Raw genomic sequence first — 23735 nt, forward strand, 5'->3', positions numbered from 1 at the left:
TCAGCCGACGCGGGCCTTCATGCTACGTATCAGGGCGTCGAACAGGTTGACGTAGTCATCGGTCCACGGCCGCACCTCGGTCGGCTCCAGCTTGCGCCAGCGACCGTCGGCCTTGAAGTCGGCCAGTCCCTCGGCGGTCGGCGAGATGACCAGAGCTTCGGTCGAAGCCTCGGCCATCAGCGCGGCCTCGGGGTTCTCGACGTAGACCTGATGTAGTTCAGCAGCGCCCAATTCGCGTGCGGCGGCGACGGCGGGCAGGGTGATCTCCAGATTGCGGTTCGACAGGTGCAGCACCACGACGCCTGTCGGCTTCAACAGCTTCAGATAGCCTTCGATCGCTTCGCGGGTCAGCAGATGGGTCGGCACAGCGTCGGACGAGAAGGCGTCGATGACCAGCAGGTCATACGTGCCGCGAGGCTCCTTGTTCAGCGTCAGCCGCGCATCGCCCAGCACCGTGCGGATAGGCCCGTCGGCGCAATCCGAGATGAAGGTGAACCAGTTCGGATCGCGTGAAATGCGGTCGACCATGGGGTCGATCTCGAAGAAGGTCATTTGGTCAGAGGCGCGCTTGTAGGCCGCCATAGCGCCCGAACCCTGACCCACGACGCCGATGACGGCGGCCGGGCTGCGAGCCTGGATCAGCTCCGCCGCCTGGCCCAGGGGCGTGGTGCGGGCGTAGTACATGGTCGGGGCGCAGGCGAAGTTCGGATGGCGCGCCTGGGCGCCGTGCAGGGTGGTGCCGTGCATCAACACATGGATGTCGCCGCCCATCTTGGGATCGGGCGTGACCGCCACGCGCATGACGCCGAAGAAGCTGCGCTCGGACAGGCTCCAGTCATAGCCGCGGCCGATGTAATGGGCGGACAGGGTCATGGCTGCGACCACAGCCGTGAACATCAGCACTCGATCCCGAACCACGAAGGCGAGGATGGCGGCGACGCCCAGGATGATCTGAGCCGTCGCGGTCAGGCCGAACTCGCTGAAAGCTGCTCTCAGAGGCGGGTTGTAGCGCAACATCTCGAACAGCAGGGGGACGAAGAGGGCGATCACCAAACCGGCGGCCATCAACCAAAATTCATGCTTGGCTGGACGATCGCCCAGCCAGGGACGGGCCAGGCAGACCAGCACCATGACAAGCGGATACTCCAGCACCGTCTCGAACACGACCGGCGCGATCAGGGCGGTGAAGGCGCCGCCCAGCACTCCGCCCAGCGACAGCAACAGGTAGAATTCAGTCAATCGGTCCGGCGCTGGACGCCGCGCCGCCATTTGTTGGTGGCACATCAGGGCGGTGAAGAAGAAGCCCAGAAGGTGCAGGCCCAGCAACGCCAGCCACTGACCCGTCGTCATTCCGACCAGGGCGGCGATCAGCACCGTGAGGAAGGCCTGCAGCATCAGGGTGATGTGCAGGGGAATCCAGGGCTTCGCCTGGAAGGCGATGACGAAGGTCAGCAGATAAAGCGCCAGCGGCGCAACCCAGAGGAAGGGGGCGGAGGCCACGTCCGTCGAAAGGTGAGCGGTGACGCCCAGCATCAGGCTGGATGGAGCCGCCGCGAGCAGAACCAGTACGATCTTCCGACGCCAGGGAATGGGCGGGCTGCGGTCAGCGGCTTTCTTGGGCTGGGCGATGCTCGCGGCGCGCGGCATGAGGATCGTGAGGCCCACCAGCATGACCGCGAAGACGCCGTAACCCACCGTCCAGCCCCATCTTTGTCCCGACAGGGAGGCCAGCGGTTCGATCAGGGCGGGATAGGCCAACAGGGCCAGGAAGCTTCCCAGGTTGGAGGCGGCGTAGAGGACATAGGGGTTCGCGCCGTCGGGTCGCCCTGCACGAACACGCGCATACCAGGCCTGCAACAGGGGGGCCGTGGCCGACAGGACCGCGAACGGGGCGCCGACCGACAGCGCCAGCGCGCCGAGCAGCCAGCCGATCGGGGCGGCCGGATCAGGATCGCCAAGCGCCTGGGTGATGCTGAGCGGCAGGAAGACGGCCGCCGCCGCCAGCAACACCAGATGGATCGTCGCCTGCGCCCTTATCGACGGAATGCGTTGCAGCAGGTGGGCGTAGAGATAGCCCGCCAGCAGCGCCGCCTGGAAGAAGACCATGGCGGTGTTCCACACCGACGGCGATCCGCCCAGCAGCGGCAACACCAGCTTGGTCGTCATCGGCTGAACGACGAACACCAGGCTGGCCGAGGTGAAGACCGCGACGGCGAAGGCCGCAGGTGTTATCGCATCGACGCTGCGATGCGCCGGCGTCAGAGTTTGATCGGTCATTCGCTGCTTTCGACGTCGGGCGGCTGATTCCGTCCGGTGAGGCTATGACGACTCGTGGACGGAGCGAATTCCTATGTTGCCGCAGGACATCGAGGCGATCGCCGAGGCCGTGATTCGTCGAGCGGAAGCTGCTGGCCTGATGATCGCCACGGCTGAAAGCTGTACCGGCGGTCTGGTGTCGGGCGCGTTGACGGCGATTGCAGGATCGTCCGCCGTGCTGGATCGCGGGTTCGTCACCTACAGCAACGAGGCCAAGGTCGAGATGCTGGGCGTGGACAGCGACCTGTTGGCGAGCTTCGGCGCCGTGTCCGAACCGACGGCCCGCGCCATGGCGGAAGGCGCCGTGACACGCTCGCGAGCCTCAATCGCCGTGTCTGTGACGGGCATCGCCGGGCCTGGAGGGGGCTCGTCGCAGAAACCTGTGGGACTGGTGCATTTCGCCGCGCATGGCCCGAACGGCCGGACCGTGCATCTGGAGAAACGCTTCGGCGACATCGGACGCGATGCGATCCGGTTGGAAAGCGTGCGAACGGCCCTGGGGTTGCTGATGGACGCCGTGTCGGAATGAGCGAGGCTGTGATGACGGTGGATGCGCGCGGGCACAAATGCCCGGTCCCCAGCCTGCGTCTTCGCAAGGCGCTGGAGGGGCGGGCGTCGGGCGTCCGGCTGACCCTGCTGGCCACGGACGCCATGGCGCGGATCGATGTGCCGTTCCTGATGCAGGAACTGGGCGGCCGCGTGGTTCAGATCGACGAGACGGACGGCGTCCTGAGCATCACTGTCGAGACTGGCGCCGCTCCGACAGGTTGACGACCGTGTCGGGCAGGGCGGTCGGTTCGGGCGGAACCGCGCGTGTCTCCCACTCAATTTCCAGCTCTGTTGCGAAGGCGCCGCCGTAGAAGACGGCGTTGACGTTCCACGACAGCCAGATCAGCAGCACCACCACGGCGCCGACCGAGCCATAGGTCGCGCCCAGGTGAACGATCTGCTCCACATAGATGGTGCACAGCCAGGAGAAGAAGGTGGACATGACGGTGGCCACCAGTCCGCCGATGATGGCGGCCTTCCAGGCGACGCGTTTGGCGTGGGCCATGGCGTAGCGATAGAGCATGGTCAGCCCCAGCCACAGGCCCAGCGCAGGCCATAGGCCGTCCAGCGGCAGGGCCAGCCAGCCGACGGGCTGATCGGCATAGGCGTGCTCCATCAGGCGTGAAGTCACCACGGCGCCCGAGACGATAGTGAACAGCACGAAGGCCGCCAGGGCGACCAGGAAGGCCAGCATGTTGAACTTGAAGAAGCCGAGCGGGTTGGTCTCGTCGTGGATCAGGTTCAATCCGGCCAGCAGGGCCTTGAATCCACGGTGCGCCGCATAGGCGCCGATCACCAGGGCGATGGCGCTCTGAGCCGAGACCGTGCGGGCCGAGGCGTTCGCCAGACGGTCGATTTCATTCAGGAACAGAGTGCGCGCGGCCGAAGGGATGACATCCGCCAGGGCGGCGGCCTGCTCGCTGACCTGTCCGATAGTCAGAACGGCCTTGTAGAAGCCGATCAGGATGGCGATGGCCGGGAACAACGCCAGCAGGGCGAAGAAGGACACGCCGCCCGTATAGAGCATGACGTCGCGACCCCAGCTACGGCTGAAAGCCCGCGTCATCAGGCGTAGCCAGAGCCGGGGTTGGGCCGTGATCGGCTTGGAAAAGGTCAAACGGCAGTCTCGATCGTCAACGAAGGGGGCGGATTAACCCCATTCGCAGCAAGGTGAGAAGTCCCAATGTCGTCATCGGATGATCTGCCTTGCCCATTGCGGGCCTCGTCGGCGCCGGTATCATGGCGGCTCTGGAGCGGTCGCGGGGGCGAGCCGTCCAGGCCAAGGAGACAGTGTTTGGAATCGGATCCGCGCGTTCTGGTCGTCTCCGACGCCGACGATCAGCTTGGCTCGCTTTGCGAAGGACTGGACCGACTGGGGTGGCGCACCGTCACCGCGCGCTCGCTTGACGCCGCGCTTCTGGCGGTGTCGGACCTGCCGGTGGATGCGGCCGTGGTTGAGTTGAAGAGCCTTGCTGAAGGCGGGCTGGAGCGCCTGCGCCGTGCCGCCGCTCCGCGCTATCTGTCGATACTGGGCCTGGGCGCCGCATCAGAGCGCGGAGGCGAGGAATGCGACCTGGTTGTGTCGACGCATCCCCATCCGCTGCAGACGGCCTTCCGATTGGAGCAGCTGACGCGCGCTGCGGTGGCAGAGGAAGAATTCAGGCTGCGTCAGGCGACGTTTGCGGCTCATGGCGTTGACCTGCCCGAGCCGACGATGGGCGACACGCCTTTACAGGTGCTGACGGCGGGCGCGGCGGATCGCCGTTTCCTGGCCCTGTCCAACGCCCTGGCGGCGGCGGGCGCAGAGGCTGTGGCGGCGCCGACCCCCTATACGGCTTTCGATTATCTGCATGAGCGCGCCTTCGACGCCGCCGTGCTGTGGGGGGATCGGGACCATGCGCCGGCCTTGTCGATCGCGGCGGGCATGCGTCGCAACACGCGCCTCTATCATATCCCCCTGACCCTCTATCTGCGCGAGAAGGTCGAGCCTGACCTGGCGGCCCTGTTCGAACGAGGCTTCGCTGACGTCGCCGCCGCAGAGACTTCAGAGGAGGAAGCGGCCGAGCGGGTGTTGGCCCTGGCGCGCAATCATCGCCGTCGGCAGGGCTTGAGGCGGGCTCTGGACGCTGTGCGTGGTTGCGACCTGATGGATCCCGAGACCGGGCTGTTCAGTCGCGACCTGTTCGCGGCGCATCTGGCGCGCCTCGCCAAGGGCGCGCGTGAACGGAGCCGACGCCTGTCCGTGTGCGTCCTGCGCGTGCCGGATAGTGAAACCATGGCGGCGGTTCGCACGGGCGGGTGGCTGGAGCGGGCCATGCCCCAGATCGGCGCCATGGTGTCGCGCCTGGTGCGGGTGGAGGACACGGCCGCGCGTCTGTCGTCGGAAACCTTCGCCCTGGCTTTGCCTGCGACGGATCACGCTGCAGCGCGCCTGACTGCGGAACGGATCGCGGCGGTGATCGCCTGCACCGCCTTTGACGCGGGGCCGAACCGCTCGCCTTTCGTGGTTGAGCTCGACGTCGGCGTCGCCGAGATGCAACCGGATGAAACTCCGACCGCCTTGCTGGAACGCGCTTCGGCCCAGGTATCATGACGTTCTAGGCGTCGGTGTCGTCGTCCAGCTTGTGGCCGTCCAGGCGCATGGCGTCACGCTCGCGTTCGACCTTGGCCGCGTCACGTTCGGCGCGGGTGCGGCCGAAGGTCAGGCGGTTGGCTTCGGCCGTGTGCTTGGCGGCGGCTTTGTCACGGGCTTTTCGCGCCTTGTTCAGGTTGACGACCTCACCCATCAGACATGACCGTCCGGGCTGTCCTTGGCCCAGGCGCGCTTCAGCGCTGGGCACGCGCCGATGCGCTGGACATAGGCGTCATACGGTTCGCCCGCGGGCATGGCCGCGCGGAACCATTGCAGCAAACTGCCGAACAGGATGTCGAGGGCGGAGAAGTCGCCCAGGATGAAGCCGCCATTCTGGATCGCCGTGCGCCAGCGACGGTCCAGCTCGGCATAGGCGGCCTTTTGCGTCTCGTTCCAACTGGCGGGCGGACCGGAGGTCAGCACCGTCTCCAGCACATTGTTGTAGAGGCCCAGCCACGACAGATATTCCGCTCGGCGCGGATCGGCCGGTCCCGGCGCCAGGTCTGCCTCGGGGTGGCGGTCGGTCAGGAACAGGAAGATCAGCACCGATTCGATCAGTACCTGCCCGTCGACCTCGAGCGCCGGGGCCTGTTTCAGCGGATGGGGGTTGGCCGGATCGGTTCGGCCCTGGCCCTCACGCCGCAGAATATCGACGTAGTGGACGCGATAGTCCGCGTCCAGCTCCTCCAGCAACCACAGAAGGCGGGTCGAGCGGGACTGCGGCGCGTGGTGAATGATCATCGACATTGTGAACTTTCTCGCCTGGCTTTGCGGTGAACCCTCTAACGGCCGGGCCGTTCCGAGGCGGTCCCCATAGTAACGGAGAGCGTCAATGATAAACGCCTCGATGATCAAGGAACATCAGGAAGTCGTCGGTTCGGACGGCGGCCATGTCGGTCGCGTGGACCATGTGATGGGCGACCAGATCGAACTGGCCAAGCTGGATCTGGGTTCAGGCCTCAAGCACCACATGATCCCCGTCACCTGGGTCACGCGTGTGGATGAGCACGTGCATCTGAACATGACGAAGGATGAGGCCAAGGCGCGCTGGACCGAGAAACACTAAGGCGCCGCCTTACCGCGATTTCACCGGAGGCCCTGCTGCAATCAGCGGGGCCTTTCGCCATATAGAGAATGTGATTGACGCGAAGGGGCGACAGACTTGATCCGACTGATCCTGAACCTGCTGTGGTTCTTCCTGGGCGGTTTCGCCTCGGGCCTGGCCTGGCTGTTTGGCGGGCTGCTGCTGGCGCTGACGGTCGTGGGCCTGCCGTGGGCGTTTTCGGCATGGCGCATCGCCAGCTATTCCTTCTGGCCGTTCGGGCGCGAGATCGTCTGGCGCGATCCGAACCCGGCTGACCTGGGCGCGGGTTGCCTGGGCGTCGGGCTGAACGTGATCTGGCTGGTGCTGGCGGGATGGTACATAGCCCTGGCGCATCTCCTGATCGCCGTCCCGCAGTTCGTCAGCCTGATCGGCATTCCGTTCGCGCTGAAGAACGTCGAACTGGCCAAGCTGTCGCTGGCGCCGGTGGGGCGGACGATCCGGGACAGATAATTACAGCTACTGGGTCAGCTAATTGCAGTTACTGGGTTAGCCAAACCTCTTTGACTTTACAGTTTCGAACGCCAATGGCGACATGAGCAGTGCCGCCAGGCCTCACTTCAGTCGGCGCGTAGAAAGCAATCACGACGTCTTTATACTGCGCGGAAACCAATGGTCCACGCGGCTGAAACCAAGGATGCTTCGTCTTGATCGCTTTTGCAGCGATCTCATCATAATCGCAACTTTGTAGTATCGGCCACGCCCTTTCGCAACTGCCCAGACCGAGTGCAGCGGCAATGACAAAAAGGGCGTGGCGCTTGTTCATGTTTTTACTGCGGCGAGATCATCTTCTCGGGACGGACCCACTCGTCGAACTCTTCGTTCGTCAGATAGCCGCCGCCGACGGCTTCCTCGCGCAGGGTGGTGCCGTTCTTGTGCGCCGTCTTGGCGATCTTGGCGCAGGTGTCGTAGCCCAGCTTGGCGTTCAGGGCCGTGACCAGCATCAGGCTGTTTTCCAGACCGTGCTTGATGTTGTCCTCGCGCGGCTCGATGCCGACGACGCAGTTGTCGGTGAAGCTGATGGCTGCATCGGCGACCAGGCGGACCGATTGCAGGAAGTTGTAGGCCATCACCGGGTTATAGACGTTCAGCTCGAAGTGGCCTTGCGAGCCGGCGAACGACAGGGCGGCGTTGTTGCCGAACACCTGGACGCAGACCTGGGTCAGGGCTTCGCTCTGGGTCGGGTTGACCTTGCCCGGCATGATGGACGAGCCTGGCTCGTTTTCCGGCAGCGACAGCTCGCCCAGGCCAGCGCGCGGGCCCGAGCCCAGGAAGCGGATGTCGTTGGCGATCTTGAACAGCGAGGCGGCGACCGTATTGATCGCGCCGTGGGTGAAGACCATGGCGTCGTGAGCGGCCAGGGCCTCGAACTTGTTCGGCGCCGTGGTGAAGGGCAGGCCGGTGATGCCTGCGATCTGGGCCGCGACCTTTTCAGCAAAGCCGATCGGGGCGTTAAGGCCGGTGCCGACGGCGGTGCCGCCCTGGGCCAGCTCCATCAGGCGCGGCAGGGTCTGCTCGATGCGCTCGATGCCCATGGCGACCTGGTGGGCGTAACCGCCGAATTCCTGGCCCAGCGTCAGGGGCGTGGCGTCCTGGGTGTGGGTGCGGCCGATCTTGATGATGTGCGCCCAGGCCTTGGCCTTGGCGTCCAGCGCAGCGTGCAGGTGCTTCAAGGCCGGGATCAGGTCGTTGACCACCTGCTCGGCGCAGGCGACGTGCATGGCCGTCGGATAGGTGTCGTTCGACGACTGGCTCATGTTGACGTGGTCGTTGGGGTGGACCGGCTTCTTGGAGCCCATCTCGCCGCCCAGCATCTCGATGGCGCGGTTCGAGATCACCTCATTGGCGTTCATGTTCGACTGGGTGCCCGAACCCGTCTGCCAGACGACCAGCGGGAAGTGGTCGTTCAGCTTGCCTTCGATCACTTCATTGGCGGCGGCGATGATGGCGTCGGCCAGCTTGGCGTCCAGCTTGCCCAGGTCGCGGTTGGTTTCGGCGGCGGCGCGCTTGACGATGCCCAGAGCACGCACGACCGGCAGGGGCTGCTTCTCCCAACCGATCTTGAAGTTTCCGAGGGAGCGCTGAGCTTGCGCGCCCCAGTAGCGATCAGCGGCGACCTCGATGGGGCCGAAGGTGTCGGTTTCGATACGAACGTTGCTCATGTGCGCGGGACTCGTCTCTCAGGCGTGGCGGGAAGATGCCGGGCGGTGTAGCACGCAGACGCGGCGGGGCAAGGCGAGCCGCACATCACGAAAGGCGGACGACGCGTGGACGGCTGGATCGGAACCGGAAAGGTCAGGGCGCGCGAGCAGGGCGGGGCGGTCGAGATCGCCATCGACGGCCTGACCACCCAGGCCAAATACTACAAGCCGCTGGTCTATGAGTTCATGCGCAAGGAATGGACGTCGCGACCATCGTGGGGCGACTACGTCGTCGAGATCGTGATGGAGCATGTCGGCGACCCGCCTTGGATGGACCTGGATAATCTGGCCAAGGCCCTGCTGGACGCCATCAAGGGCTATCTGTTCCACGACGACAGTCAGGTCGCCCGCCTGCTGGTCGAACGCCGCGAGGGCGAGCGGGAACGGATCACTATTCGCGTCTTCCCTAGAACGTAAGGCCACGAACATAGGGGCCGCGCCGGGCGCGACCCCTATTCTTTGATCAAATCAGACGAAGCGGATCAGCCCGCCGCGTTCGAGATCAACGTCTGCACGTCCTTCGGCTTGGCGATGTTCGAGCCGGCGGTCTTGTAGGTGGTCAGCTTGCCGCCTTCCCACAGGCCGACTTCCAGCGCCTTGCTGACCGGATCGATCAGCAGATAGGCCGCGTTGACGCCGCCCTCATGCTGCTTGTTGCCCGAAGTGAACAGGACGGCGCCGTCTTTCTGCAACGGCGCTTGAGTCTGCATGTTGGTCGCCAGAACGTCGAACTTGTCGCCCATCAGCGTCTTCAGATCAGCCGTGATCGCGCTGTCTTCCAGAAGCTTGGTCTCGTTCGGATATTTGCCGATCTGAGCGTTCAGCGCGCTCCAGTCCGCAGCGGCGGTTTCGGTCGCGGCAGGCGCGGCTTCGGTCGAAGCTGCCGGGGTTTCCGCCGGCGGCGTCGCTTCAGGCTGGCTGCAGGCGGCCAGCGTCAGGGAAACGGCGGCGACGGACATCAGGGACAGGCGCATGAAAACAACCTCGCTTAGGTAAGGAAGAGGGAGGTTATGGCAACGCTTGTCTGCACCCGAAGGTTGCGCGCGCTTTGGCGCGAGGGCGTTATTTCTTGCGGAATTGGTCCAGCGAAACGACCTTCGGTCCGTCGTCGTCCGAGGGCGGAGGCGGGGTGGCGTCCGGGTCGCGCGCGGGCGGCGACAGGGGCGCGATCTCGGCTTCGACGATTTCAGGCTCGTCGAACTGCAGCAGGAACTGCACGCTGGGGTCGTAGAAGCGGACCACGGCGCTGTAGGGCACGGTCAGCACCTTGGGCGCGCCGCCGAACTTCAGCATGACCGAGAACAGATCCGGCTCGACCGCCAGATCCCAGTACTGGTGCTGCAGCACGACCGTCATTTCGTCCGGGTATTTGGCCAGGACGTCCGGCGGGACGCTGACGCCGGCGCCGCGGGTCTTGAAGGTGATGTAGAAGTGGTGGGCGCCAGGAATGCCCTCGGGCTCGGCCGCGCGCTCAAGCGCCAGGCGGATCACGCCGCGCAGGGCGTCCTGGGCGAGTTGCTCATAATGCATCTCGTCGACAGGGGGAGTTTGATCCGTCATCGGCGCCTCAAGAAAGGGGAACGCGCGACTGTTACCCGCCCAAGGCGAGCGACGGAAGACGCAGAGTCGCCTGCGGCAAAGGAATTTCGATGTCGGGAGAAGCGCCGGGATTCTGTTGCCAGGCTCCCGACAGGCCCCGCCTAAGGATCTGAACCCCTAGGACTTAAGTGTTCGAAATCAACCGAACCGCATTACGCGGCGAGGCGGACTTCTCCAGCGAAGTTATCGTTCGCAGTTAGATAAAGGCCCGATACGGTGGGCCAGGACGAGCGAAAGCAATCCTCTTTACACGTCCGTCGATGCTAGTCGGCCCCATGCTGCCTCCGCCGATAACGCGGGGAAGAAGTTGGTGGAGCCGCCGGGAATCGCACCCGGGTCCGGTCCGCTTATTACAGGCGCGTTTATCGCCATAGCTCGGGCGAACCCGAGCAGGATCAATATAGTATGGGCGGCGCGGCCTTCCAAGGGGCTGGCGAAGAAGTTCAGGCGAAACCGGGGTGACGGGGCCAGTCTCTCTGCTGGTTGCGGAACCAGGTCAGCTGGCGCTTGGCGTAGTTGCGGGTGGACTGTTTCACGGCCGCGACAGCGTCGGGCAAGGGCAGTTCACCGGCCAGATGCGCCGCCAGTTCGCGCACGCCGACAGCCTTCATCGCGGGCAGGTCCGGGGCGAGATCGCGGGCGACGAGGGCGCGCACCTCGTCCAGCGCGCCGTGCGCCATCATCATGTCCACACGCGCATCGCATGAGGCGTAGAGGCGCTCGCGCGGCGGCTCCACGACCAGGGCGTCATAGCTGCCGGGCGCCAGCAGGGGCTGGGTGTCGGCCCTCCAGTCACTAAGCGCGCGTGCGCTGGCGCGATGCACGCTGAGGGCGCGGACCAAACGCTGGCGATCACCGGGGAAGACGGCGGCCTCGGCGGCGGGGTCGACCTCAGCCAGATGGCGGCGGAAGACGGCTTCGCCGCCAGTGTCATACTCTGCCTGCACTGCCTCGCGCACTTCGACCGATACGGGAGGAATTTCGGCCAATCCCTTGGTCAAGGCGTTGAAATAGAGGCCGGTGCCGCCGACCAGCAAGGCAGGTCGCCTCTCGGCCGTCAGTTCAGCCAGAAGGTCCATGACAGCTCGGCTCCAGCGGCCGACGGACCAGGCGTCGGCGGCGTCGGCCACGCCATAGAGACGGTGCGGGATTTCGGCCTCATCCTCGACCGAGGGGCGGGCGCTCAGCACGCGCAGGTCGGCGTAGAGCTGCTGGCTGTCGGCGTTGATGACGACGGCGCCCGTCGCGTGCGCGGTTTCCATCGCCAGGCGCGACTTGCCCGAGGCGGTTGGGCCGGCGATCAAGGTGACGAGGGGTTGGGACAAAGGATCAACTCGCGAACGGGAGCTTAGGGCGATAGAACGCCCATCATCGGCCCGGCAAGTCCGTCGGGCCATGAAGGAGTCTCCATCGTGACCGACCGCGCCGCCGTTCTCGCCGCCCTCGACGCCGTGACCGACCCGAAGTCGGGCCAGGGCCTGGCGGCGGCCGGGCTGGTGCAGGGGCTGGTCGTGGCCGATGGTCGCGCGGGCTTCGTCATGGAAGTCCCGGCCAATGAAACCGCGCTCTACGCCCCCGTGCGCGATGCGGCTGAAGCAGCGCTGAAAGCACTGCCGGGCATGGAGCGGGTGTCGGTCGTCCTGACCGCCGAAGCCGTGACCGCCGCGCCGCGCCGTACGGCGGGCCTGTCGAAGGCCGCGACCGATCAGGGGCGGCCCAAGGCGCCGGTTCCGACGGATCGCCCCGCCCATGTGAAGCGCGTCCTAGCGGTCGCCAGCGGCAAGGGTGGCGTCGGAAAGTCGACGGTCTCGGTCAATCTGGCGGCGGCTCTGGCAGCGCGCGGTCTGTCGGTTGGGGTGTTGGACGCCGATGTTTATGGCCCGTCGCTGCCGACCATGCTGGGGATTTCGGGCCAACCTGCCTATGAGGACGGCGCCATGATCCCTCACCTCGCGCATGGGCTGAAGGCCATGTCGGTCGGCCTGCTGACCAAGGCCGAGGACGCCATGATCTGGCGCGGACCGATGGCGTCACAGGCCATCACCCAGATGCTGACCCAGACGCGCTGGGGGACGGAGGAGCAACCGCTGGACGTTCTGGTCATCGACCTGCCGCCCGGCACCGGCGACGTTCAACTGACACTGATCCAGAAAACGCCGCTGGACGGGGCGGTGATCGTTTCGACGCCGCAGGAAGTGGCCCTGGCCGACGCCCGCCGGGCGCACACCCTGTTCGCCAAGGTCGGCGTGCCGACCCTGGGCCTGATCGAGAACATGAGCGGCGAGGTGTTCGGGACTGGCGGCGCCGAGGCCGAGGCCGCGCGCCTGGACGCGCCCTATCTGGGCGACCTGCCGCTGGACGGGGCGCTGCGCCGCGCGGGCGATGCGGGGCGGCCATTGGTCGCCGTTGACCCGCAGCACCCGGCGTCCGACCGTTTCCATCAGATCGCCGCGCAGGTCGCTGCGGCGCTGGGCCTCTGAGGGCGAGGATGATGGCTGAACAGGAAACGCCCGTGGTCGTCTGCGGCATCGACGGCAGCGCTCATGCCGCAACGGCCGTGCGTCTGGCGGCGCAACTGGCCAAGGCGAAGGGCGGCAAGCTGGCGCTGGTGGCGGTCAATCCGCTCAGTTCGGCCAGCGGCCACCCCGACATTCGCGCCTGGAAGGTCGAGGAGCAGGAGGCCATCCTGACCCGCTCGATGGCCGAGGCCCGCCGTCACTGCAAATCGGTCGAGGCGGTGACGACAGAGGGGCGCGACGTCGCCGACGCCCTGATCGCCGCCGCCGCGCAACTGGGAGCGGACCACATCGTCGTGGGCACAGGCGACCGCAAGGGGGTGGTGAACTGGCTGATGGGCTCGACAGCCAAGGCCGTGGCCGCCCGCGCGCCGGTCAGCGTGACGATCGCCCGCTAGATTTAGGCGGGCTCGACCACCACGGCGGTGCCGTAGGCCAGCACCTCGGTCACGCCGGGCATGATCTCGTTGGCGTCGTAGCGCATGGCCAGGATAGCGTTGGCGCCGATCTCCTGCGCATGGGCGATCAGGTCGTCATAGGCTTCCTGCCGCGCGGCTTCGGCGAGTTTGACATAGGCGCCGACCTTGCCGCCGATCATCGACTGCACACCGCCGATGGCGTCGGAGATGACGTTACGCGAACGCACGGTGATTCCGCGCACCACGCCCAGTTGGCGCACGATGCGATGACCGGCCAGGTCATTGGTGGTGGCGACGATCATACGGCTCTCCCTTAGATTCAACGACGGTCCAGAACGGTGAAGGCGAAGGCGTGGTCGTCCTTCTCGCCCGCTTCGTGCGGTTCGAACGCGGTGCGGACGAAGGCGGTTTCGTCAAAGGGCGGGAAGACCGCATCGCCTGTAGGCTCAGCCTCGACCTCGGTGATGTAAAGACGCCTGGCGCGGGGCAGGGCAGCGGCGAAGACCGCTGTGCCGCCGATGATGCAGACTTCGTCCACGCCGTCCTCCGCCGCCTGTTCGCGCGCGATGGACAGCGCTTCGTCCAGAGTGGCGCAGACCACAGCGCCTCTGGCCAGGCCCGCCTCAGCGTAGGATTCATCCTTGGTCAGGACGATGTTCAGGCGGCCGGGCAGGGGTTTCAACGGCAGGCTCTCCCAGGTCTTCCGACCCATGATGCAGGGCTTGCCCACGGTCACGGCCTTGAAACGTTGCAGATCTGACCGCAGCCGCCATGGTAGGTCGCCGTCCCGACCGATGACCCCGTTGCGGGCGCGGGCGACGACGAGGGCGATGGAGGGAACAGCCAAGCTGGTTTTCCGTTGTTGCTGGAACTTCACCAAAACAAATGCCCTCGGAGCCTCTTGTGAACAAGTACGCCAAGCCCCTGATCGTCGGTTTCATCGTTCTGTTGGTCGTCTCCTTCTGTATCGGCTTCCTGGGGGGAGCGGTCGGGGCGGATTTAGGGATGCTGCCGATGATGGCGGGTCTCTTCGCTGGCGCCTTCACCACTTACATCATGGCCAATCTGGCGGGTAACCGGGCCGGTGTAGCGGCATCCGAAGCTGATCGCGCCGCGGCAGCCAGCCTGACGCCGCCTCCCGGCAAGGCTCTTGTCATCGTCTATCGCGAGGGATTCGTGGCGATGGCGGCGGGCATGAACTTGGCGCTGGACGGTCGTGAGTTCGGCCAGATCAAGGGCGGTAAGTTCACCGCCCTGGCGGTCGATCCGGGCGAGCATGAACTATCGGCCGGCTTCGGTGGTCTGGCCGGGCCGCAGAACAACGCTGCGACCGTCAGCTTCGTGGCGCGCGAGGGTCAGGCCTTCGCCTATCGGGCCACGGTGTCGATGGGCGCGGTCAAGAACAGCGTCGTGCTGGTGCCCGCGCCCGAAGACAAGGATGCGCTCAGCGCAAGACTGGCGCGCATGCCGATGACGGCGCCGGACAGCGCCGCCTCGACCTGATCAGGCGTCCGGCTCTAGCAGCTTCGAGCGGAACAGAAGGCCGCCGATCACCGCTCCGATCGCCGGGGCGAGGAAGAAGACCCAGACCTGGCTCAGCGCCTGGCCTCCGGCCAGCAGCGCTGGGCCGAAGCTGCGGGCCGGGTTGACCGACACCCCCGTCACCTGGATGCCGACGATGTGGATGACGGCCAGGGTGATGCCGATGGCGATCCCGGCGAAGGCGCCATGCCCCTTGGCCCCCGTCACGCCCAGGATGGCGATCAGGAAGATGGCGGTGGCGACGATCTCGAAGATCAGGGCGGCGTGCAGGCCGTACCCGCCTGGCGAGCCGGCGTCGAAGCCGTTCTGGCCCAGACTGGCGAAGCCCGTCTTGGCGATCATGCCCAGGATGGCCGCGCCGATGATCGCGCCGATGAACTGGGCGATCCAGTAGACGATCATGTCCTTGGCGCTCATGCGTCCGGCGACAAAGGCGCCCAGGCTGACGGCCGGATTGACGTGGCAGCCCGACACCGGCCCGATGCCATAGGCCATGGCGACGATGGCGAAGCCGAAGGCCAGGGCGATGCCCAACTGCCCGACGTGATCAAACCCGCCCAACACGGCGGCCCCACACCCGAAAAGCACCAGAACCAACGTGCCGACCAGTTCGGCGGCGAACTTCTTGACCATGAAACCCTCCCGTTTCCAGTCACCGCCTGATGGCGGATCGCGGGGAGGGTGCGCTTAAACAGTCGATTTCGCCAGTCGTTGTTACGTGGGTTTACGCATCGGTCTTCAGCCAGCTCAGCCATTTGCGTTGCATCGCGGCGTTCAGATCCACGTCGGCGCGGTCGCAGTAGATCAGCAGCATGCCCAATACGTCCGCAGCCTCGTCGGCCAGGGCCTGCGGGTCGGCGGCGCCGCGGGCGCGGCTGGTCAGACGTAGATGCTCGGCGGTCAGCTCGCCTAGTTCTTCCTGCAGCTTCAACAGGGCCCAGTCGCGGTCGCGGTCGATAGAATGTTCGCGCGCATAGATGTCGGAGATGCGGAGGACATCCGCCTGAAGATCAGTGAGTTTCATCGGGGTGATGTCAGCCTTAGACGGCGACGGCGGCCTTGATATGCGGCCAGGACTGGTAGTCGTTCAGCACGAAGTCAGACAGCTCGAAGCCAAACAGGTCGTCCTTGTCCGCGACCGTCAAGGTCGGCAGGGGCAGGGGGGCGCGGCTCAGTTGAAGCTCGGCCTGCTCAATATGGTTCAGATACAGGTGGGCGTCGCCGAACGTATGAACGAAGTCGCCTGGCTCCAGCCCCACGACCTTGGCCAGCATGTGCGTCAGCAGGGCGTAGGACGCGATGTTGAACGGCACGCCCAGGAAGACGTCGGCCGAGCGTTGATACAGCTGGCAGCTCAGCTTTCCGTCGGCGACGAAGAACTGGAACAGGCAGTGGCAGGGCGGCAGGGCCATGTCGTCTACGTCCGCCGGGTTCCAGGCGCTGACGATATGGCGGCGGCTGTGGGGGTTGGTCTTTAGGCCGTGCACCAGCTTCTGGATCTGGTCGATGCTCGAGCCGTTCGGGGCGGCCCAGGAGCGCCACTGCTTGCCATAGACGGGGCCGAGGTCGCCGTTCGCGTCGGCCCATTCGTCCCAAATGCTGACGCCATTGTCCTTCAACCAGGCGATGTTGGTCTCGCCGCGCAGGAACCAGAGCAGCTCGATGAAGATCGACCGCGTGTGCAGCTTCTTCGTCGTCAGCAGGGGGAAGCCCTTGGACAGATCAAAGCGCATCTGGCGGCCGAACACGCCCAGGGTGCCTGTGCCGGTTCTATCGTCACGCCGCACGCCGTTGTCGAGGATGTCCCGCAGCAGGTTCAAGTACTGCCATTCAGGATGGTCGGCGGGCGCGGCCGCCGTGCGGGCTTCGAGATCGGTGAGGGCGACGACGGCGTTCATGGGATGAGAGGATGCCGCTGATTCGTCGCCGAGGGCAGGCGCCTGATTCGCTTGCTCACAGAAAAGAGAAACGCCCGCCGATCTGATCGGCGGGCGCCCCCTTATTCAAGCGCCGTGATGGCGATCAGTAGGTCGGCGCCAGGCGCTCGTTCTGCACCCAGCCGATGTTGTCGTCGGCGTCCAGAACCTCGACCCAGTCGCCGCGCGCCTTGCCGGTGGGGAACACCACGTCGCGGGCGGCCAAGGGCCGGATGGTGTCGCCGTCAGGCGCAGTGCGGAGGATCGTCGGCAGCGCCAGGCTGCGGCTCGACATCGACGGGCGCTCAGCATAGCGACGGCGGTCGTCTTCCTCGCGGCGGATTTCATCGCGGATACGGCGGCGCTCGGCTTCGCGCTCGCGCTCGGCCCGTTCCAGTTCGCGGCGCTCATCTGCGACCTGGCGGCGCGCGTCAGCTTCACGGCCGGCGGTTTCGGCGGCGATCGCCTCGCGGTTGGCGCGGGTGACATCCGGAATCTGGGAGCCGGTGCCGCCCAGGCTGGTCACCAGATCGGCATAGCCGCGCACCATCGCCAGGGCGATGACCTTGCCTTCGTCTTGGCTTTCATAGCCCGCGCCGACGCGGCCGCCGAAATGATTGTCGCGGATGCGCAGGCCGCGCAGATCGTCCTTGTTCGCCACGGCGCGCGTGTTGCCGACCGTTTCGGCCAGAGGCACGCTGGCAAGCGAGAAGACGACCTGGGCGTCTTCCTTACCGCGACCGATGTCCTTCTTGAGATCGCGAATCCGTTCGACCGTATTGGCGTTCAGGGCAGGGGCCGGTCCTTGAGCGGGTTGCCCGCCCTGGCCGCCGAGGACGTTGCCAGCCATGTTCGCGGCGGCGTTCAGAGCCTGCATCTGCAAGGGGTTTAGCCCCGCCTCGGCGCCAAGTCCGCCCAGACCGCCCAGACCGCCCAGACCGCCGAAACCTCCGAGGCCGCCGCCGCCGACGCCGAGACCGCCGCCCATATCTCCGCCCGTCGCCGCAGCGATGCCTGCGGTGAGCAGGGCGCGTCCGCCGACGGCGGCCAAGGAGCCGAGCAGGCCGGACCCGCGGTCGTTGTCGGTCGGCTCTATCGGGTTGGCCAGTTCAGCGACCAGGACAAAATCGGCCGTGCGGACGCGGGCGGCGCCGCCGAGGCTGCGCTCACGCTCCACCAGATCCATGCCGCGTCCACGTTCGATCAGGGTGAAGCAGCCGGATTCGCGGATCACGGTGCGCAGCAGTTCGGTCGGCGCGCCCAGGCCCATCTGGTCGAAGAGAACGCCTTGCGTTTCGGCGATCGCCACAGTGCCCAGGTTCTGGGTGCAACGCGGCGTCTCATTGATGACTTGAGCCGCTTCCGCATTGTTGCGGCGGCCGAAAATTTGCGCGTCCGCCGGCGTAGCGGAGGCTGCGATGAGAGCGGACGTTGCCGTCAGGGCGAGGGCGAAGCGATTCATGATGTCTGCGGCTGACTGTTGAGGTTCAACCGGCCTTAGCTTTGCTGTGGCAGCAAAGCAATCAAAGGTATTTGAAGATTATCCTAAAAAACCGCCGGAATTTAAAAACTCGACCTCTTGAGGCGTGGTGCTGCGATACAGGCAGGCGTTTCTGTGCGGAAAGCGACCGAAGCGGGCGATGATGTCGCGGTGGATAACGGCGAACTTATAGGTTTCCGGTTCGCTCTCCGCATTGAGGAGAGTCAGAAGCTGTTCCTGATCCGTCAGCGCTTCAGAGTGCATCAGGGGCATTAAGATGAAGGCGCGCAGTTCCAGAGCGACGTTTTGGTGGTGACCTCGCCGGATCGCTTCCTTCGCAAAGCCGAGCGCCAGGGGATCGGTTGCGAACATATGGGCCGTGTCGCGAAAGGCGTTTCGCGGCAACTGATCCAGCAGGATGATCAGGGCCAGGGCGGCATCAGGCGTTTCGATCCAGTGATCCAGTTCTCGGCGTGCGGCGGCGTAATGAGTGTCGCAGCAGCGGTCGGAGAATGTGCGGTCGAAGGCGACGTCCTTGGCGAACCATTTGTCCGGCCCGGCGTCAGACCAGAAATCCAGCACTTCAGTAGGGGAGAGGAGTGGCGTCATGCCGCAAGCCTAGCAGCGGCGCGCGAAAAAACACGGCCTGAGCCGCGTCGCTTGCATTCACAATCAAGGGAAAGATGGTCGGAGTGATAGGATTCGAACCTACGACCCCCGCGTCCCGAACGCGGTGCTCTACCAGACTGAGCCACACTCCGACTTTCGCAAATCAAACGTCCCGTGGGCCGCCATCTGCGTCGAGGAGGGGGCTTATAGCCATGCCGACCGACCCTCGCAAGCGGGTAAATGAGGCTCCGGAAAAAAGTCTCGGCTCGATGAAAATTCTTTCGTTTTCAGGTGTTGCATCCCCCGAAACCTTGGCGTAGATGACCGCCCTCGCCGCGACGCACAGCGCTCGGCGGGGAACACCGGACCGCTGGGGAATGGTGTAATGGTAACACTACGGTTTTTGGTACCGTCATTCTAGGTTCGAGTCCTAGTTCCCCAGCCATCGGTTTTTGCTGAAGAAATCGCCCTTCGGGGCGTCTCCTTGAACATCACGACTGCAAGCTCCGTGGCGAAGAACAAACGTCTTCACCCGCGAATTGCCGCGATCGATGAAATCCCCCGATCATTTCCGGAATCAAAATAGCGTAGCCGTTCTTATCGCGTTGGCATGCGGCCATGGCCGCTCGATTGGTGAGGATGCGCTCTTGAAGACCTGGTTCGGCGGAATCGCACAGCAGCGGCCTTTGCAGCATGACGCGACCTGCGCCTGTCATTCGCCCCAAGCGCAGAAGCTGCTCGCTCGAATGGAAGCGGGCATGTCGCGACGCTCGATGCTGGCCGGTGCGGCCGCGGGCTTCGCCGCAGCCGGGCTTGGCGTCGCTTCGCCGGCGTCCGCACAAGCGTCGGCCAAGCCGCGCCTGCTCGCCAATGTGCGTATCTTCGACGGAACGAGCGCGCGTCTGATCGAGGGCCGAAACCTCCTCATCGTCGGCGACATGATCCAGGCGCTGGTGCCGGCGGGCGAGATTGTCACGGACGCTGATGTGGTGGATTGCGGCGGGCGTGTCCTGATGCCGGGCATGATCGACGCTCACTGGCACGCCATGCTGGCCGGCATTTCGCAGATGGCGGCGATGACCGCAGATGTTCCCTATCTGCACCTCGTGGCGGCCCAGGAGGCCGAGCGCACGGTGATGCGGGGCTTCACGACCGTTCGCGACATGGGCGGCCCCAGCTTTGCGTTGAAGCGCGCGATTGATGAAGGGCGTTTCGCCGGGCCGCGCATCTATCCGTCGGGCTCAATGATCTCCCAGACCTCGGGGCATGGCGATTTCCGGATGCGGGCCGACTTGCCCCGAACGTCCCAAAGCACGCTCAGCGTCGCCGAACAGGCGGGAATCGCCGCCATCGCCGACGGCGAGGCCGAGGTGCTGCGCCGCGTGCGCGAACAACTGATGCTCGGCGCCAGCCAGGTCAAGATTCACGCGGGCGGCGGCGTCGCTTCGACCTACGATCCGGTCGACGCCCTGCAATATACGGAAGCCGAGATGAAGGCGGCGGTGGCCGCCGCGACGGACTGGGGCGTCTATGTCTGCGCCCACACCTATACGCCCGCAGGCATCCAGCGGGCGGTCGCTTGCGGGGTGAAGTCCATCGAGCATGGACAGATGGCGGACGAGGAGACCGTGCGACGCATGGCGGATGCGGGCGCATGGTGGAGCATCCAGCCCTTCCTGGCGGACGAGGACGCCAATGTTTACCCCTCGCCTGAGCAGCGCGCTCAACAGCAGATCATCGCTGAAGGCACGGCTCGCGCGGTCGAATGGGGCCGCAAGCACAAGGTCAACATGGCTCTGGGCACCGACATCCTGTTCAGCCCCAAGGGCACGACGACGCAGGGCAAGCAACTGGCTAAGTTCGCGCGCTGGTATGGCGCGGCCGAAGTGCTGCGGATGCTGACGGGCGGCAACGCAGAGATCCTGAAGCTATCAGGGCCGCGCAATCCCTATCCGGCGAAGCTGGGGCGCATCGAGGCCGGCGCCTACGCCGATCTTCTGGTGGTCGAGGGCGATCCGCTGGCGGACATCTCGGTAATCGCCGCCCCGGAGCGCACGATGAAACTGGTCATGAAGGCCGGGCGCATTCACAAGAACACGCTCTAGGAAGCCCGCCGTCAGCGCCGTCAGGCGGAAAGCAGCGCCAGCAAGGCGAAGCTGGCCAGCCAGTGCTCGCCCATATAGTCGCCGGTGACGTGGGGCAGGGCGGCGTCCAGATGGATGGCCGCCGCCTTTTCTCCGACGGTGCGGCGCGGATCATCGGCGGGCAGACCCGCCACGACTTCGCGCCAGCACCAGCCGCGGCTCAGATTCAGGCCGTCCAGATGGGCGATCTTGCCGTCGGTGCGGTCGCTGACGCGAGCGGGTGCCATCAGGGTCGCAGGCCGCCCCTCGGCCAGGGCGGGCAGGAAGGCGTCGAACCAGGCGCGGAAGGCTTCAGGCGACAGCACGCGCCGCATCAGGGCGGCTTCCATGAGGGCGGGCGACAGGAACTCGTCCTGCGACGGCTCCCACGCCTGGCAGTCGCGATCCTCGGCATGCCAGCGCAAGGCGGCGTCGCGGCAAAGGGAGGCCAGGTCGGCGTCGTGGGCGTCGGCGTAATCCAGCGTCAACCGAAGGGCGAAGGCGGTGTTGTAGTGCGTGCCCGTGCGCACCGGATAGTCGGCCAGCGGCAGGAAGGCTTTGAACCGTTCGACGAAGACGTGGGCCAGAGGACGCAGGGTCGCGGCCCAGCGGCGGCCTTCATCGGTGTCGTGGCGTGCCAGTTCAGCGGCCAGCATCAACAGCCAGGCCCAACCGTAGGGGCGCTCGAAACCGCGCGCCTCTGGACGCTCCAGATAGGCGACCTCTCCGGCGATGTTTTCCGGCGTGAACAACTCGTCGGCGAGGGCGCGAATGCGGGGCGCCTCAACCATGTCGGAGTGCAAGCGATAGAGGGTGAACAGGGTCCACCAGCCATGCACGCAGGAATGCCAGTCAAAGCTGCCGAAGAAGATCGGATGCATGTCGCGCGGCGTGCGGGCGTCCTGCGGTTCCGTCAGCACATGCATGATGTGGTTGGGATATTCCCGCGTCACATGGCCCAGCGCCGTTGCGGCGAAACGGGAGGCGAGGGCGGGGTCGAAGCTTTGCGTCATGATCCGAACCGGAAAGCGAGGAAGTACATCAGCAGTATATTGGCGAACAGCATGACGACCGCCGTCGGCAACTGGGCGCGGATGACGCCATTCAGCGGCGAGTTGCGGTCGGGCAGCTCCAGCAGATTGGCGGGCACCACGTTGAAGTTGGCGGCCATGGGCGTCATCAGCGTCCCGCAGAATCCGGCCAGCATGCCGATGGCGCAGACGATGGCCGGATCGCCGCCGAACTGATGCACCACGATAGGCAAGCCGATGGCGGCGGTCATGACGGGGAAGGCGGCGAAGGCGTTGCCCATGATGACGGTGAACAGGGCCATCCCCGCGCAATAGGCGAACACCGCCATGAAGGCCGAGGTCATGGGAATGACCTGCGCGATCAGATCGCCGACCACCTGTCCCACATCAGCGGCCAGGAAGACCGCGCCCAGCGAGGCCAGCATCTGCGGCAGCAACGCCGCCCAGCCGATGGAGTCCATCAGCCGACGGCCTTCCTGAACCGGCGCCATGACGGGCGGACGGAACCAGGCCATGGCGGCGAACAGGGCGATGACGCAGCCCAATCCCAGTGAGATCAGCGTGGTCTGGACCGGCGAGATCAGCCATGCGCCTGCTGCTGTGTGCTTGGCCAGCAGGGTGCCGCCGACCGCAACCAGCGGCACCATCAGGGCGGGGACGAACAAGGCGTTCTTCCAGCGGGCGGCGCTGGCCTGGCGTTGCTCGGGCGAGGTGGTGGCGGGCTTGCCGACGCCCAGCTTGCCGGAGGCTCCGATAATCACCAGGGCGATAACCAGCATCCCGTTGCCGAACCCGCCCAACCAACTGCCGAACAGCATGGACAGGGCGATCAGCCCCCAGAACAGGGCGCTGCGGAACCGCGTCGGGTTCTGCGGATCACGCAGACTCAGGATAGAGAAGGCCGCGAACATCAGCCCGGTCGCGATATAGGCGTGCTCAAGCGTGATCATTGGCCGGCCTCGACGTCGGTCGAGGCGTTCGGAACCGCCATGTCCTTCTTCACCTGACGGTCGAACATCAACAGGCGCGCGCCGTGGACCAGGAAGGCGACGATGGCTGTGGGGATGGCCCACAGGGAAACATGCAGCGCTTCGACCCGGATGCCTGCCTGCTCCAGAAAGCCGACGATCAGGACGATTGAGCCGATGGCGATGAAGATGTCTTCGCCGAAGAACAGGCCGATGTTGTCGGTGCCCGCCGCCATGCCGCGAATGCGGAAACGGGCCTTGTCGGTCAGGGGGCCGTGCTCGCTCTCGGCGGCGCCTTCAGCCATGGGCGCGATCAGGGGGCGTACCATCTGCGGATGACCGCCCAGAGAGGTCAGGCCGAGCGCCGACGTCGCCTGCCGCACCAGCAGATAGATCAGCATCAGCCGCCCGGCGGTCGCCGCCTTGACCTTGGTCACCAGGTCGCGCGCCCGCTCCTGTAGGCCTGCGCGCTCCAACAGGCCGATCACTGGCAGAACCAGCCAGGTGATGTGGAAATAGCGGTTGTCGTTGAAGGCCTGACCGAAGCGCGAGATCGTGTCGATCCCGGCCTGGAACAGGCTGTGAGCATCAGCGCCGGGGCCGACCGCCGCCAGCACGCCGGTGGCGATGGCGGCGATCAGGATGACCACCAGCGGATTGATCCGCGCAACAAAGCCCGCGACCACGATCGCAATGCCGATCAACACAAGCATGGGCTCAGATCCTCCCCAG

At 65.6% G+C, this 23735-nt stretch carries 29 protein-coding genes, 2 tRNA genes and 1 other RNA gene; 11 read left to right on the forward strand and 21 right to left on the reverse strand.

Annotated elements, in window-relative coordinates:
• Window positions 1-2277 carry a spermidine synthase gene (locus AC3IPP_RS07970; RefSeq protein WP_489150908.1) on the reverse strand — a complete coding sequence of 759 codons (2277 nt, stop codon included), beginning with the start codon at window positions 2275-2277 and terminating at the stop codon, window positions 1-3.
• Window positions 2278-2350: 73 nt separating this feature from the next.
• Here AC3IPP_RS07970 and AC3IPP_RS07975 point away from each other — a divergent pair, with 73 nt between their 5' ends.
• A complete protein-coding gene (locus AC3IPP_RS07975; protein WP_489150909.1) occupies window positions 2351-2845 on the forward strand; it encodes a CinA family protein in 495 nt (164 codons plus the stop codon).
• On the forward strand, window positions 2842-3087 hold the full coding sequence (locus AC3IPP_RS07980) for a sulfurtransferase TusA family protein (RefSeq protein ID WP_489150910.1): 246 nt from the start codon (window positions 2842-2844) through the stop codon (window positions 3085-3087). Before AC3IPP_RS07975 ends, AC3IPP_RS07980 begins: the two co-directional genes overlap by 4 nt.
• Here the strand turns inward: AC3IPP_RS07980 and AC3IPP_RS07985 are convergent.
• Window positions 3053-3982: a YihY/virulence factor BrkB family protein gene (locus tag AC3IPP_RS07985; RefSeq protein ID WP_256968171.1), complete on the reverse strand. Its 930-nt coding sequence runs from the start codon at window positions 3980-3982 to the stop codon at window positions 3053-3055. The genes AC3IPP_RS07980 and AC3IPP_RS07985 overlap by 35 nt on opposite strands.
• Before the next feature lie 177 nt (window positions 3983-4159).
• Between AC3IPP_RS07985 and AC3IPP_RS07990 the strand changes: the two genes are divergently transcribed.
• Window positions 4160-5458, forward strand: a complete 1299-nt coding sequence (locus tag AC3IPP_RS07990) for a diguanylate cyclase domain-containing protein (RefSeq protein WP_489150911.1) — start codon at window positions 4160-4162, stop codon at window positions 5456-5458.
• A 4-nt stretch (window positions 5459-5462) separates the two neighbouring features.
• On the opposite strand, the gene AC3IPP_RS07995 is transcribed toward AC3IPP_RS07990, so the two are convergent.
• Window positions 5463-5651 (reverse strand): DUF4169 family protein, encoded by a 189-nt coding sequence (locus AC3IPP_RS07995; RefSeq protein ID WP_489150912.1) that lies wholly within the window; start codon window positions 5649-5651, stop codon window positions 5463-5465.
• Window positions 5651-6244: a glutathione S-transferase family protein gene (locus AC3IPP_RS08000; RefSeq protein WP_489177457.1), complete on the reverse strand. Its 594-nt coding sequence runs from the start codon at window positions 6242-6244 to the stop codon at window positions 5651-5653. The genes AC3IPP_RS07995 and AC3IPP_RS08000 overlap by 1 nt, the downstream gene beginning before the upstream one ends.
• Window positions 6245-6329: 85 nt before the next feature.
• On the opposite strand from AC3IPP_RS08000, the gene AC3IPP_RS08005 reads away from it, so the two are divergent.
• Entirely contained in the window at window positions 6330-6563 is a 234-nt protein-coding gene (locus AC3IPP_RS08005; protein ID WP_087140701.1) for a DUF2171 domain-containing protein, read from the forward strand.
• A 96-nt stretch (window positions 6564-6659) separates the two neighbouring features.
• Entirely contained in the window at window positions 6660-7052 is a 393-nt protein-coding gene (locus AC3IPP_RS08010) for a YccF domain-containing protein (RefSeq protein WP_374558806.1), read from the forward strand.
• A gap of 28 nt (window positions 7053-7080) precedes the next feature.
• Here AC3IPP_RS08010 and AC3IPP_RS08015 read toward each other — a convergent pair whose 3' ends face one another.
• Window positions 7081-7365: a hypothetical protein gene (locus tag AC3IPP_RS08015; protein ID WP_489150914.1), complete on the reverse strand. Its 285-nt coding sequence runs from the start codon at window positions 7363-7365 to the stop codon at window positions 7081-7083.
• 4 nt (window positions 7366-7369) lie between these two features.
• Window positions 7370-8761 (reverse strand): class II fumarate hydratase, encoded by a 1392-nt coding sequence (gene fumC / locus AC3IPP_RS08020; protein WP_087140703.1) that lies wholly within the window; start codon window positions 8759-8761, stop codon window positions 7370-7372.
• Between the two features lie 105 nt (window positions 8762-8866).
• On the opposite strand from fumC, the gene AC3IPP_RS08025 reads away from it, so the two are divergent.
• Window positions 8867-9217: a RusA family crossover junction endodeoxyribonuclease gene (locus tag AC3IPP_RS08025; RefSeq protein WP_489150915.1), complete on the forward strand. Its 351-nt coding sequence runs from the start codon at window positions 8867-8869 to the stop codon at window positions 9215-9217.
• 65 nt (window positions 9218-9282) lie between these two features.
• Here AC3IPP_RS08025 and AC3IPP_RS08030 read toward each other — a convergent pair whose 3' ends face one another.
• From AC3IPP_RS08030 to miaA, 4 genes are all read right to left on the reverse strand, one after another.
• The gene (locus AC3IPP_RS08030) at window positions 9283-9774 is read right to left on the reverse strand and encodes an Ivy family c-type lysozyme inhibitor (protein ID WP_489150916.1); all 492 of its coding nucleotides are present in this window, start codon (window positions 9772-9774) and stop codon (window positions 9283-9285) included.
• Between the two features lie 88 nt (window positions 9775-9862).
• Window positions 9863-10360 (reverse strand): SspB family protein, encoded by a 498-nt coding sequence (locus AC3IPP_RS08035; protein WP_489150917.1) that lies wholly within the window; start codon window positions 10358-10360, stop codon window positions 9863-9865.
• A 100-nt stretch (window positions 10361-10460) separates the two neighbouring features.
• Window positions 10461-10829: a transfer-messenger RNA gene (gene ssrA / locus AC3IPP_RS08040) on the reverse strand.
• A gap of 13 nt (window positions 10830-10842) precedes the next feature.
• Window positions 10843-11724 (reverse strand): tRNA (adenosine(37)-N6)-dimethylallyltransferase MiaA, encoded by an 882-nt coding sequence (miaA, locus tag AC3IPP_RS08045; protein WP_489150918.1) that lies wholly within the window; start codon window positions 11722-11724, stop codon window positions 10843-10845.
• 87 nt (window positions 11725-11811) lie between these two features.
• Here miaA and AC3IPP_RS08050 point away from each other — a divergent pair, with 87 nt between their 5' ends.
• Window positions 11812-12879, forward strand: a complete 1068-nt coding sequence (locus AC3IPP_RS08050) for an Mrp/NBP35 family ATP-binding protein (RefSeq protein WP_489150919.1) — start codon at window positions 11812-11814, stop codon at window positions 12877-12879.
• 11 nt (window positions 12880-12890) lie between these two features.
• Window positions 12891-13313 (forward strand): universal stress protein, encoded by a 423-nt coding sequence (locus AC3IPP_RS08055; protein ID WP_489150920.1) that lies wholly within the window; start codon window positions 12891-12893, stop codon window positions 13311-13313.
• 2 nt (window positions 13314-13315) lie between these two features.
• Here AC3IPP_RS08055 and AC3IPP_RS08060 read toward each other — a convergent pair whose 3' ends face one another.
• Window positions 13316-13636, reverse strand: a complete 321-nt coding sequence (locus AC3IPP_RS08060; protein WP_087140709.1) for a YbjQ family protein — start codon at window positions 13634-13636, stop codon at window positions 13316-13318.
• A 17-nt stretch (window positions 13637-13653) separates the two neighbouring features.
• Window positions 13654-14181, reverse strand: coding sequence for a dihydrofolate reductase (locus AC3IPP_RS08065; protein WP_489150921.1), 528 nt, complete (start codon window positions 14179-14181; stop codon window positions 13654-13656).
• A gap of 56 nt (window positions 14182-14237) precedes the next feature.
• On the opposite strand from AC3IPP_RS08065, the gene AC3IPP_RS08070 reads away from it, so the two are divergent.
• Complete coding sequence (locus tag AC3IPP_RS08070) at window positions 14238-14837, forward strand: hypothetical protein (RefSeq protein ID WP_489150922.1); 600 nt, start codon at window positions 14238-14240, stop codon at window positions 14835-14837.
• Here the strand turns inward: AC3IPP_RS08070 and AC3IPP_RS08075 are convergent, their stop codons facing one another.
• The 6 genes from AC3IPP_RS08075 to AC3IPP_RS08100 form a co-directional block, all read right to left on the reverse strand.
• The gene (locus AC3IPP_RS08075; protein WP_087140712.1) at window positions 14838-15509 is read right to left on the reverse strand and encodes an aquaporin; all 672 of its coding nucleotides are present in this window, start codon (window positions 15507-15509) and stop codon (window positions 14838-14840) included.
• Window positions 15510-15600: 91 nt separating this feature from the next.
• On the reverse strand, window positions 15601-15900 hold the full coding sequence (locus AC3IPP_RS08080) for a nucleoside triphosphate pyrophosphohydrolase family protein (RefSeq protein WP_087140713.1): 300 nt from the start codon (window positions 15898-15900) through the stop codon (window positions 15601-15603).
• Between the two features lie 16 nt (window positions 15901-15916).
• A complete protein-coding gene (locus AC3IPP_RS08085; RefSeq protein WP_489150923.1) occupies window positions 15917-16774 on the reverse strand; it encodes a thymidylate synthase in 858 nt (285 codons plus the stop codon).
• A gap of 124 nt (window positions 16775-16898) precedes the next feature.
• Entirely contained in the window at window positions 16899-18254 is a 1356-nt protein-coding gene (locus AC3IPP_RS08090) for a hypothetical protein (RefSeq protein WP_489150924.1), read from the reverse strand.
• A gap of 78 nt (window positions 18255-18332) precedes the next feature.
• The gene (locus AC3IPP_RS08095; RefSeq protein ID WP_489150925.1) at window positions 18333-18881 is read right to left on the reverse strand and encodes a DUF924 family protein; all 549 of its coding nucleotides are present in this window, start codon (window positions 18879-18881) and stop codon (window positions 18333-18335) included.
• Between the two features lie 75 nt (window positions 18882-18956).
• Window positions 18957-19033 (reverse strand) — tRNA-Pro (locus AC3IPP_RS08100).
• A gap of 219 nt (window positions 19034-19252) precedes the next feature.
• On the opposite strand from AC3IPP_RS08100, the gene AC3IPP_RS08105 reads away from it, so the two are divergent.
• Both AC3IPP_RS08105 and AC3IPP_RS08110 read left to right on the forward strand, forming a co-directional pair.
• A tRNA-Gln gene (locus tag AC3IPP_RS08105) sits at window positions 19253-19326 on the forward strand.
• A 313-nt stretch (window positions 19327-19639) separates the two neighbouring features.
• A complete protein-coding gene (locus AC3IPP_RS08110; RefSeq protein WP_489150926.1) occupies window positions 19640-20986 on the forward strand; it encodes a metal-dependent hydrolase family protein in 1347 nt (448 codons plus the stop codon).
• Window positions 20987-21006: 20 nt separating this feature from the next.
• On the opposite strand, the gene AC3IPP_RS08115 is transcribed toward AC3IPP_RS08110, so the two are convergent.
• From AC3IPP_RS08115 to AC3IPP_RS08125, 3 genes are read right to left on the reverse strand one after another with little or no spacing between them, the layout of a single operon-like run.
• Window positions 21007-22017: a DUF2891 domain-containing protein gene (locus tag AC3IPP_RS08115; RefSeq protein ID WP_489150927.1), complete on the reverse strand. Its 1011-nt coding sequence runs from the start codon at window positions 22015-22017 to the stop codon at window positions 21007-21009.
• The gene (locus AC3IPP_RS08120; RefSeq protein WP_489150928.1) at window positions 22014-22985 is read right to left on the reverse strand and encodes a DUF979 domain-containing protein; all 972 of its coding nucleotides are present in this window, start codon (window positions 22983-22985) and stop codon (window positions 22014-22016) included. Before AC3IPP_RS08120 ends, AC3IPP_RS08115 begins: the two co-directional genes overlap by 4 nt.
• Entirely contained in the window at window positions 22982-23716 is a 735-nt protein-coding gene (locus tag AC3IPP_RS08125) for a DUF969 domain-containing protein (protein ID WP_489150929.1), read from the reverse strand. The genes AC3IPP_RS08120 and AC3IPP_RS08125 overlap by 4 nt, the downstream gene beginning before the upstream one ends.
• Window positions 23717-23735: the final 19 nt, after the last annotated feature.

The sequence above is a fragment of the Brevundimonas sp. KH_060 genome, from assembly GCF_057838275.1.

What these genes read in the sequence shown, in the direction of transcription:
- AC3IPP_RS07970 (WP_489150908.1), bottom strand. Translation starts at nt 2,277, where the DNA reads ATGACCGATCAAACTCTGACGCCGGCGCATCGCAGCGTCGATGCGATA.
- AC3IPP_RS07975 (WP_489150909.1), top strand. Translation starts at nt 2,351, where the DNA reads ATGTTGCCGCAGGACATCGAGGCGATCGCCGAGGCCGTGATTCGTCGA.
- AC3IPP_RS07980 (WP_489150910.1), top strand. Translation starts at nt 2,842, where the DNA reads ATGAGCGAGGCTGTGATGACGGTGGATGCGCGCGGGCACAAATGCCCG.
- AC3IPP_RS07995 (WP_489150912.1), bottom strand. Translation starts at nt 5,651, where the DNA reads ATGGGTGAGGTCGTCAACCTGAACAAGGCGCGAAAAGCCCGTGACAAA.
- AC3IPP_RS08000 (WP_489177457.1), bottom strand. Translation starts at nt 6,244, where the DNA reads ATGTCGATGATCATTCACCACGCGCCGCAGTCCCGCTCGACCCGCCTT.
- AC3IPP_RS08005 (WP_087140701.1), top strand. Translation starts at nt 6,330, where the DNA reads ATGATAAACGCCTCGATGATCAAGGAACATCAGGAAGTCGTCGGTTCG.
- AC3IPP_RS08015 (WP_489150914.1), bottom strand. Translation starts at nt 7,365, where the DNA reads ATGAACAAGCGCCACGCCCTTTTTGTCATTGCCGCTGCACTCGGTCTG.
- fumC (WP_087140703.1), bottom strand. Translation starts at nt 8,761, where the DNA reads ATGAGCAACGTTCGTATCGAAACCGACACCTTCGGCCCCATCGAGGTC.
- AC3IPP_RS08030 (WP_489150916.1), bottom strand. Translation starts at nt 9,774, where the DNA reads ATGCGCCTGTCCCTGATGTCCGTCGCCGCCGTTTCCCTGACGCTGGCC.
- AC3IPP_RS08035 (WP_489150917.1), bottom strand. Translation starts at nt 10,360, where the DNA reads ATGACGGATCAAACTCCCCCTGTCGACGAGATGCATTATGAGCAACTC.
- AC3IPP_RS08055 (WP_489150920.1), top strand. Translation starts at nt 12,891, where the DNA reads ATGGCTGAACAGGAAACGCCCGTGGTCGTCTGCGGCATCGACGGCAGC.
- AC3IPP_RS08060 (WP_087140709.1), bottom strand. Translation starts at nt 13,636, where the DNA reads ATGATCGTCGCCACCACCAATGACCTGGCCGGTCATCGCATCGTGCGC.
- AC3IPP_RS08075 (WP_087140712.1), bottom strand. Translation starts at nt 15,509, where the DNA reads ATGGTCAAGAAGTTCGCCGCCGAACTGGTCGGCACGTTGGTTCTGGTG.
- AC3IPP_RS08080 (WP_087140713.1), bottom strand. Translation starts at nt 15,900, where the DNA reads ATGAAACTCACTGATCTTCAGGCGGATGTCCTCCGCATCTCCGACATC.
- AC3IPP_RS08085 (WP_489150923.1), bottom strand. Translation starts at nt 16,774, where the DNA reads ATGAACGCCGTCGTCGCCCTCACCGATCTCGAAGCCCGCACGGCGGCC.
- AC3IPP_RS08090 (WP_489150924.1), bottom strand. Translation starts at nt 18,254, where the DNA reads ATGAATCGCTTCGCCCTCGCCCTGACGGCAACGTCCGCTCTCATCGCA.
- AC3IPP_RS08095 (WP_489150925.1), bottom strand. Translation starts at nt 18,881, where the DNA reads ATGACGCCACTCCTCTCCCCTACTGAAGTGCTGGATTTCTGGTCTGAC.
- AC3IPP_RS08110 (WP_489150926.1), top strand. Translation starts at nt 19,640, where the DNA reads ATGTCGCGACGCTCGATGCTGGCCGGTGCGGCCGCGGGCTTCGCCGCA.
- AC3IPP_RS08115 (WP_489150927.1), bottom strand. Translation starts at nt 22,017, where the DNA reads ATGACGCAAAGCTTCGACCCCGCCCTCGCCTCCCGTTTCGCCGCAACG.
- AC3IPP_RS08120 (WP_489150928.1), bottom strand. Translation starts at nt 22,985, where the DNA reads ATGATCACGCTTGAGCACGCCTATATCGCGACCGGGCTGATGTTCGCG.
- AC3IPP_RS08125 (WP_489150929.1), bottom strand. Translation starts at nt 23,716, where the DNA reads ATGCTTGTGTTGATCGGCATTGCGATCGTGGTCGCGGGCTTTGTTGCG.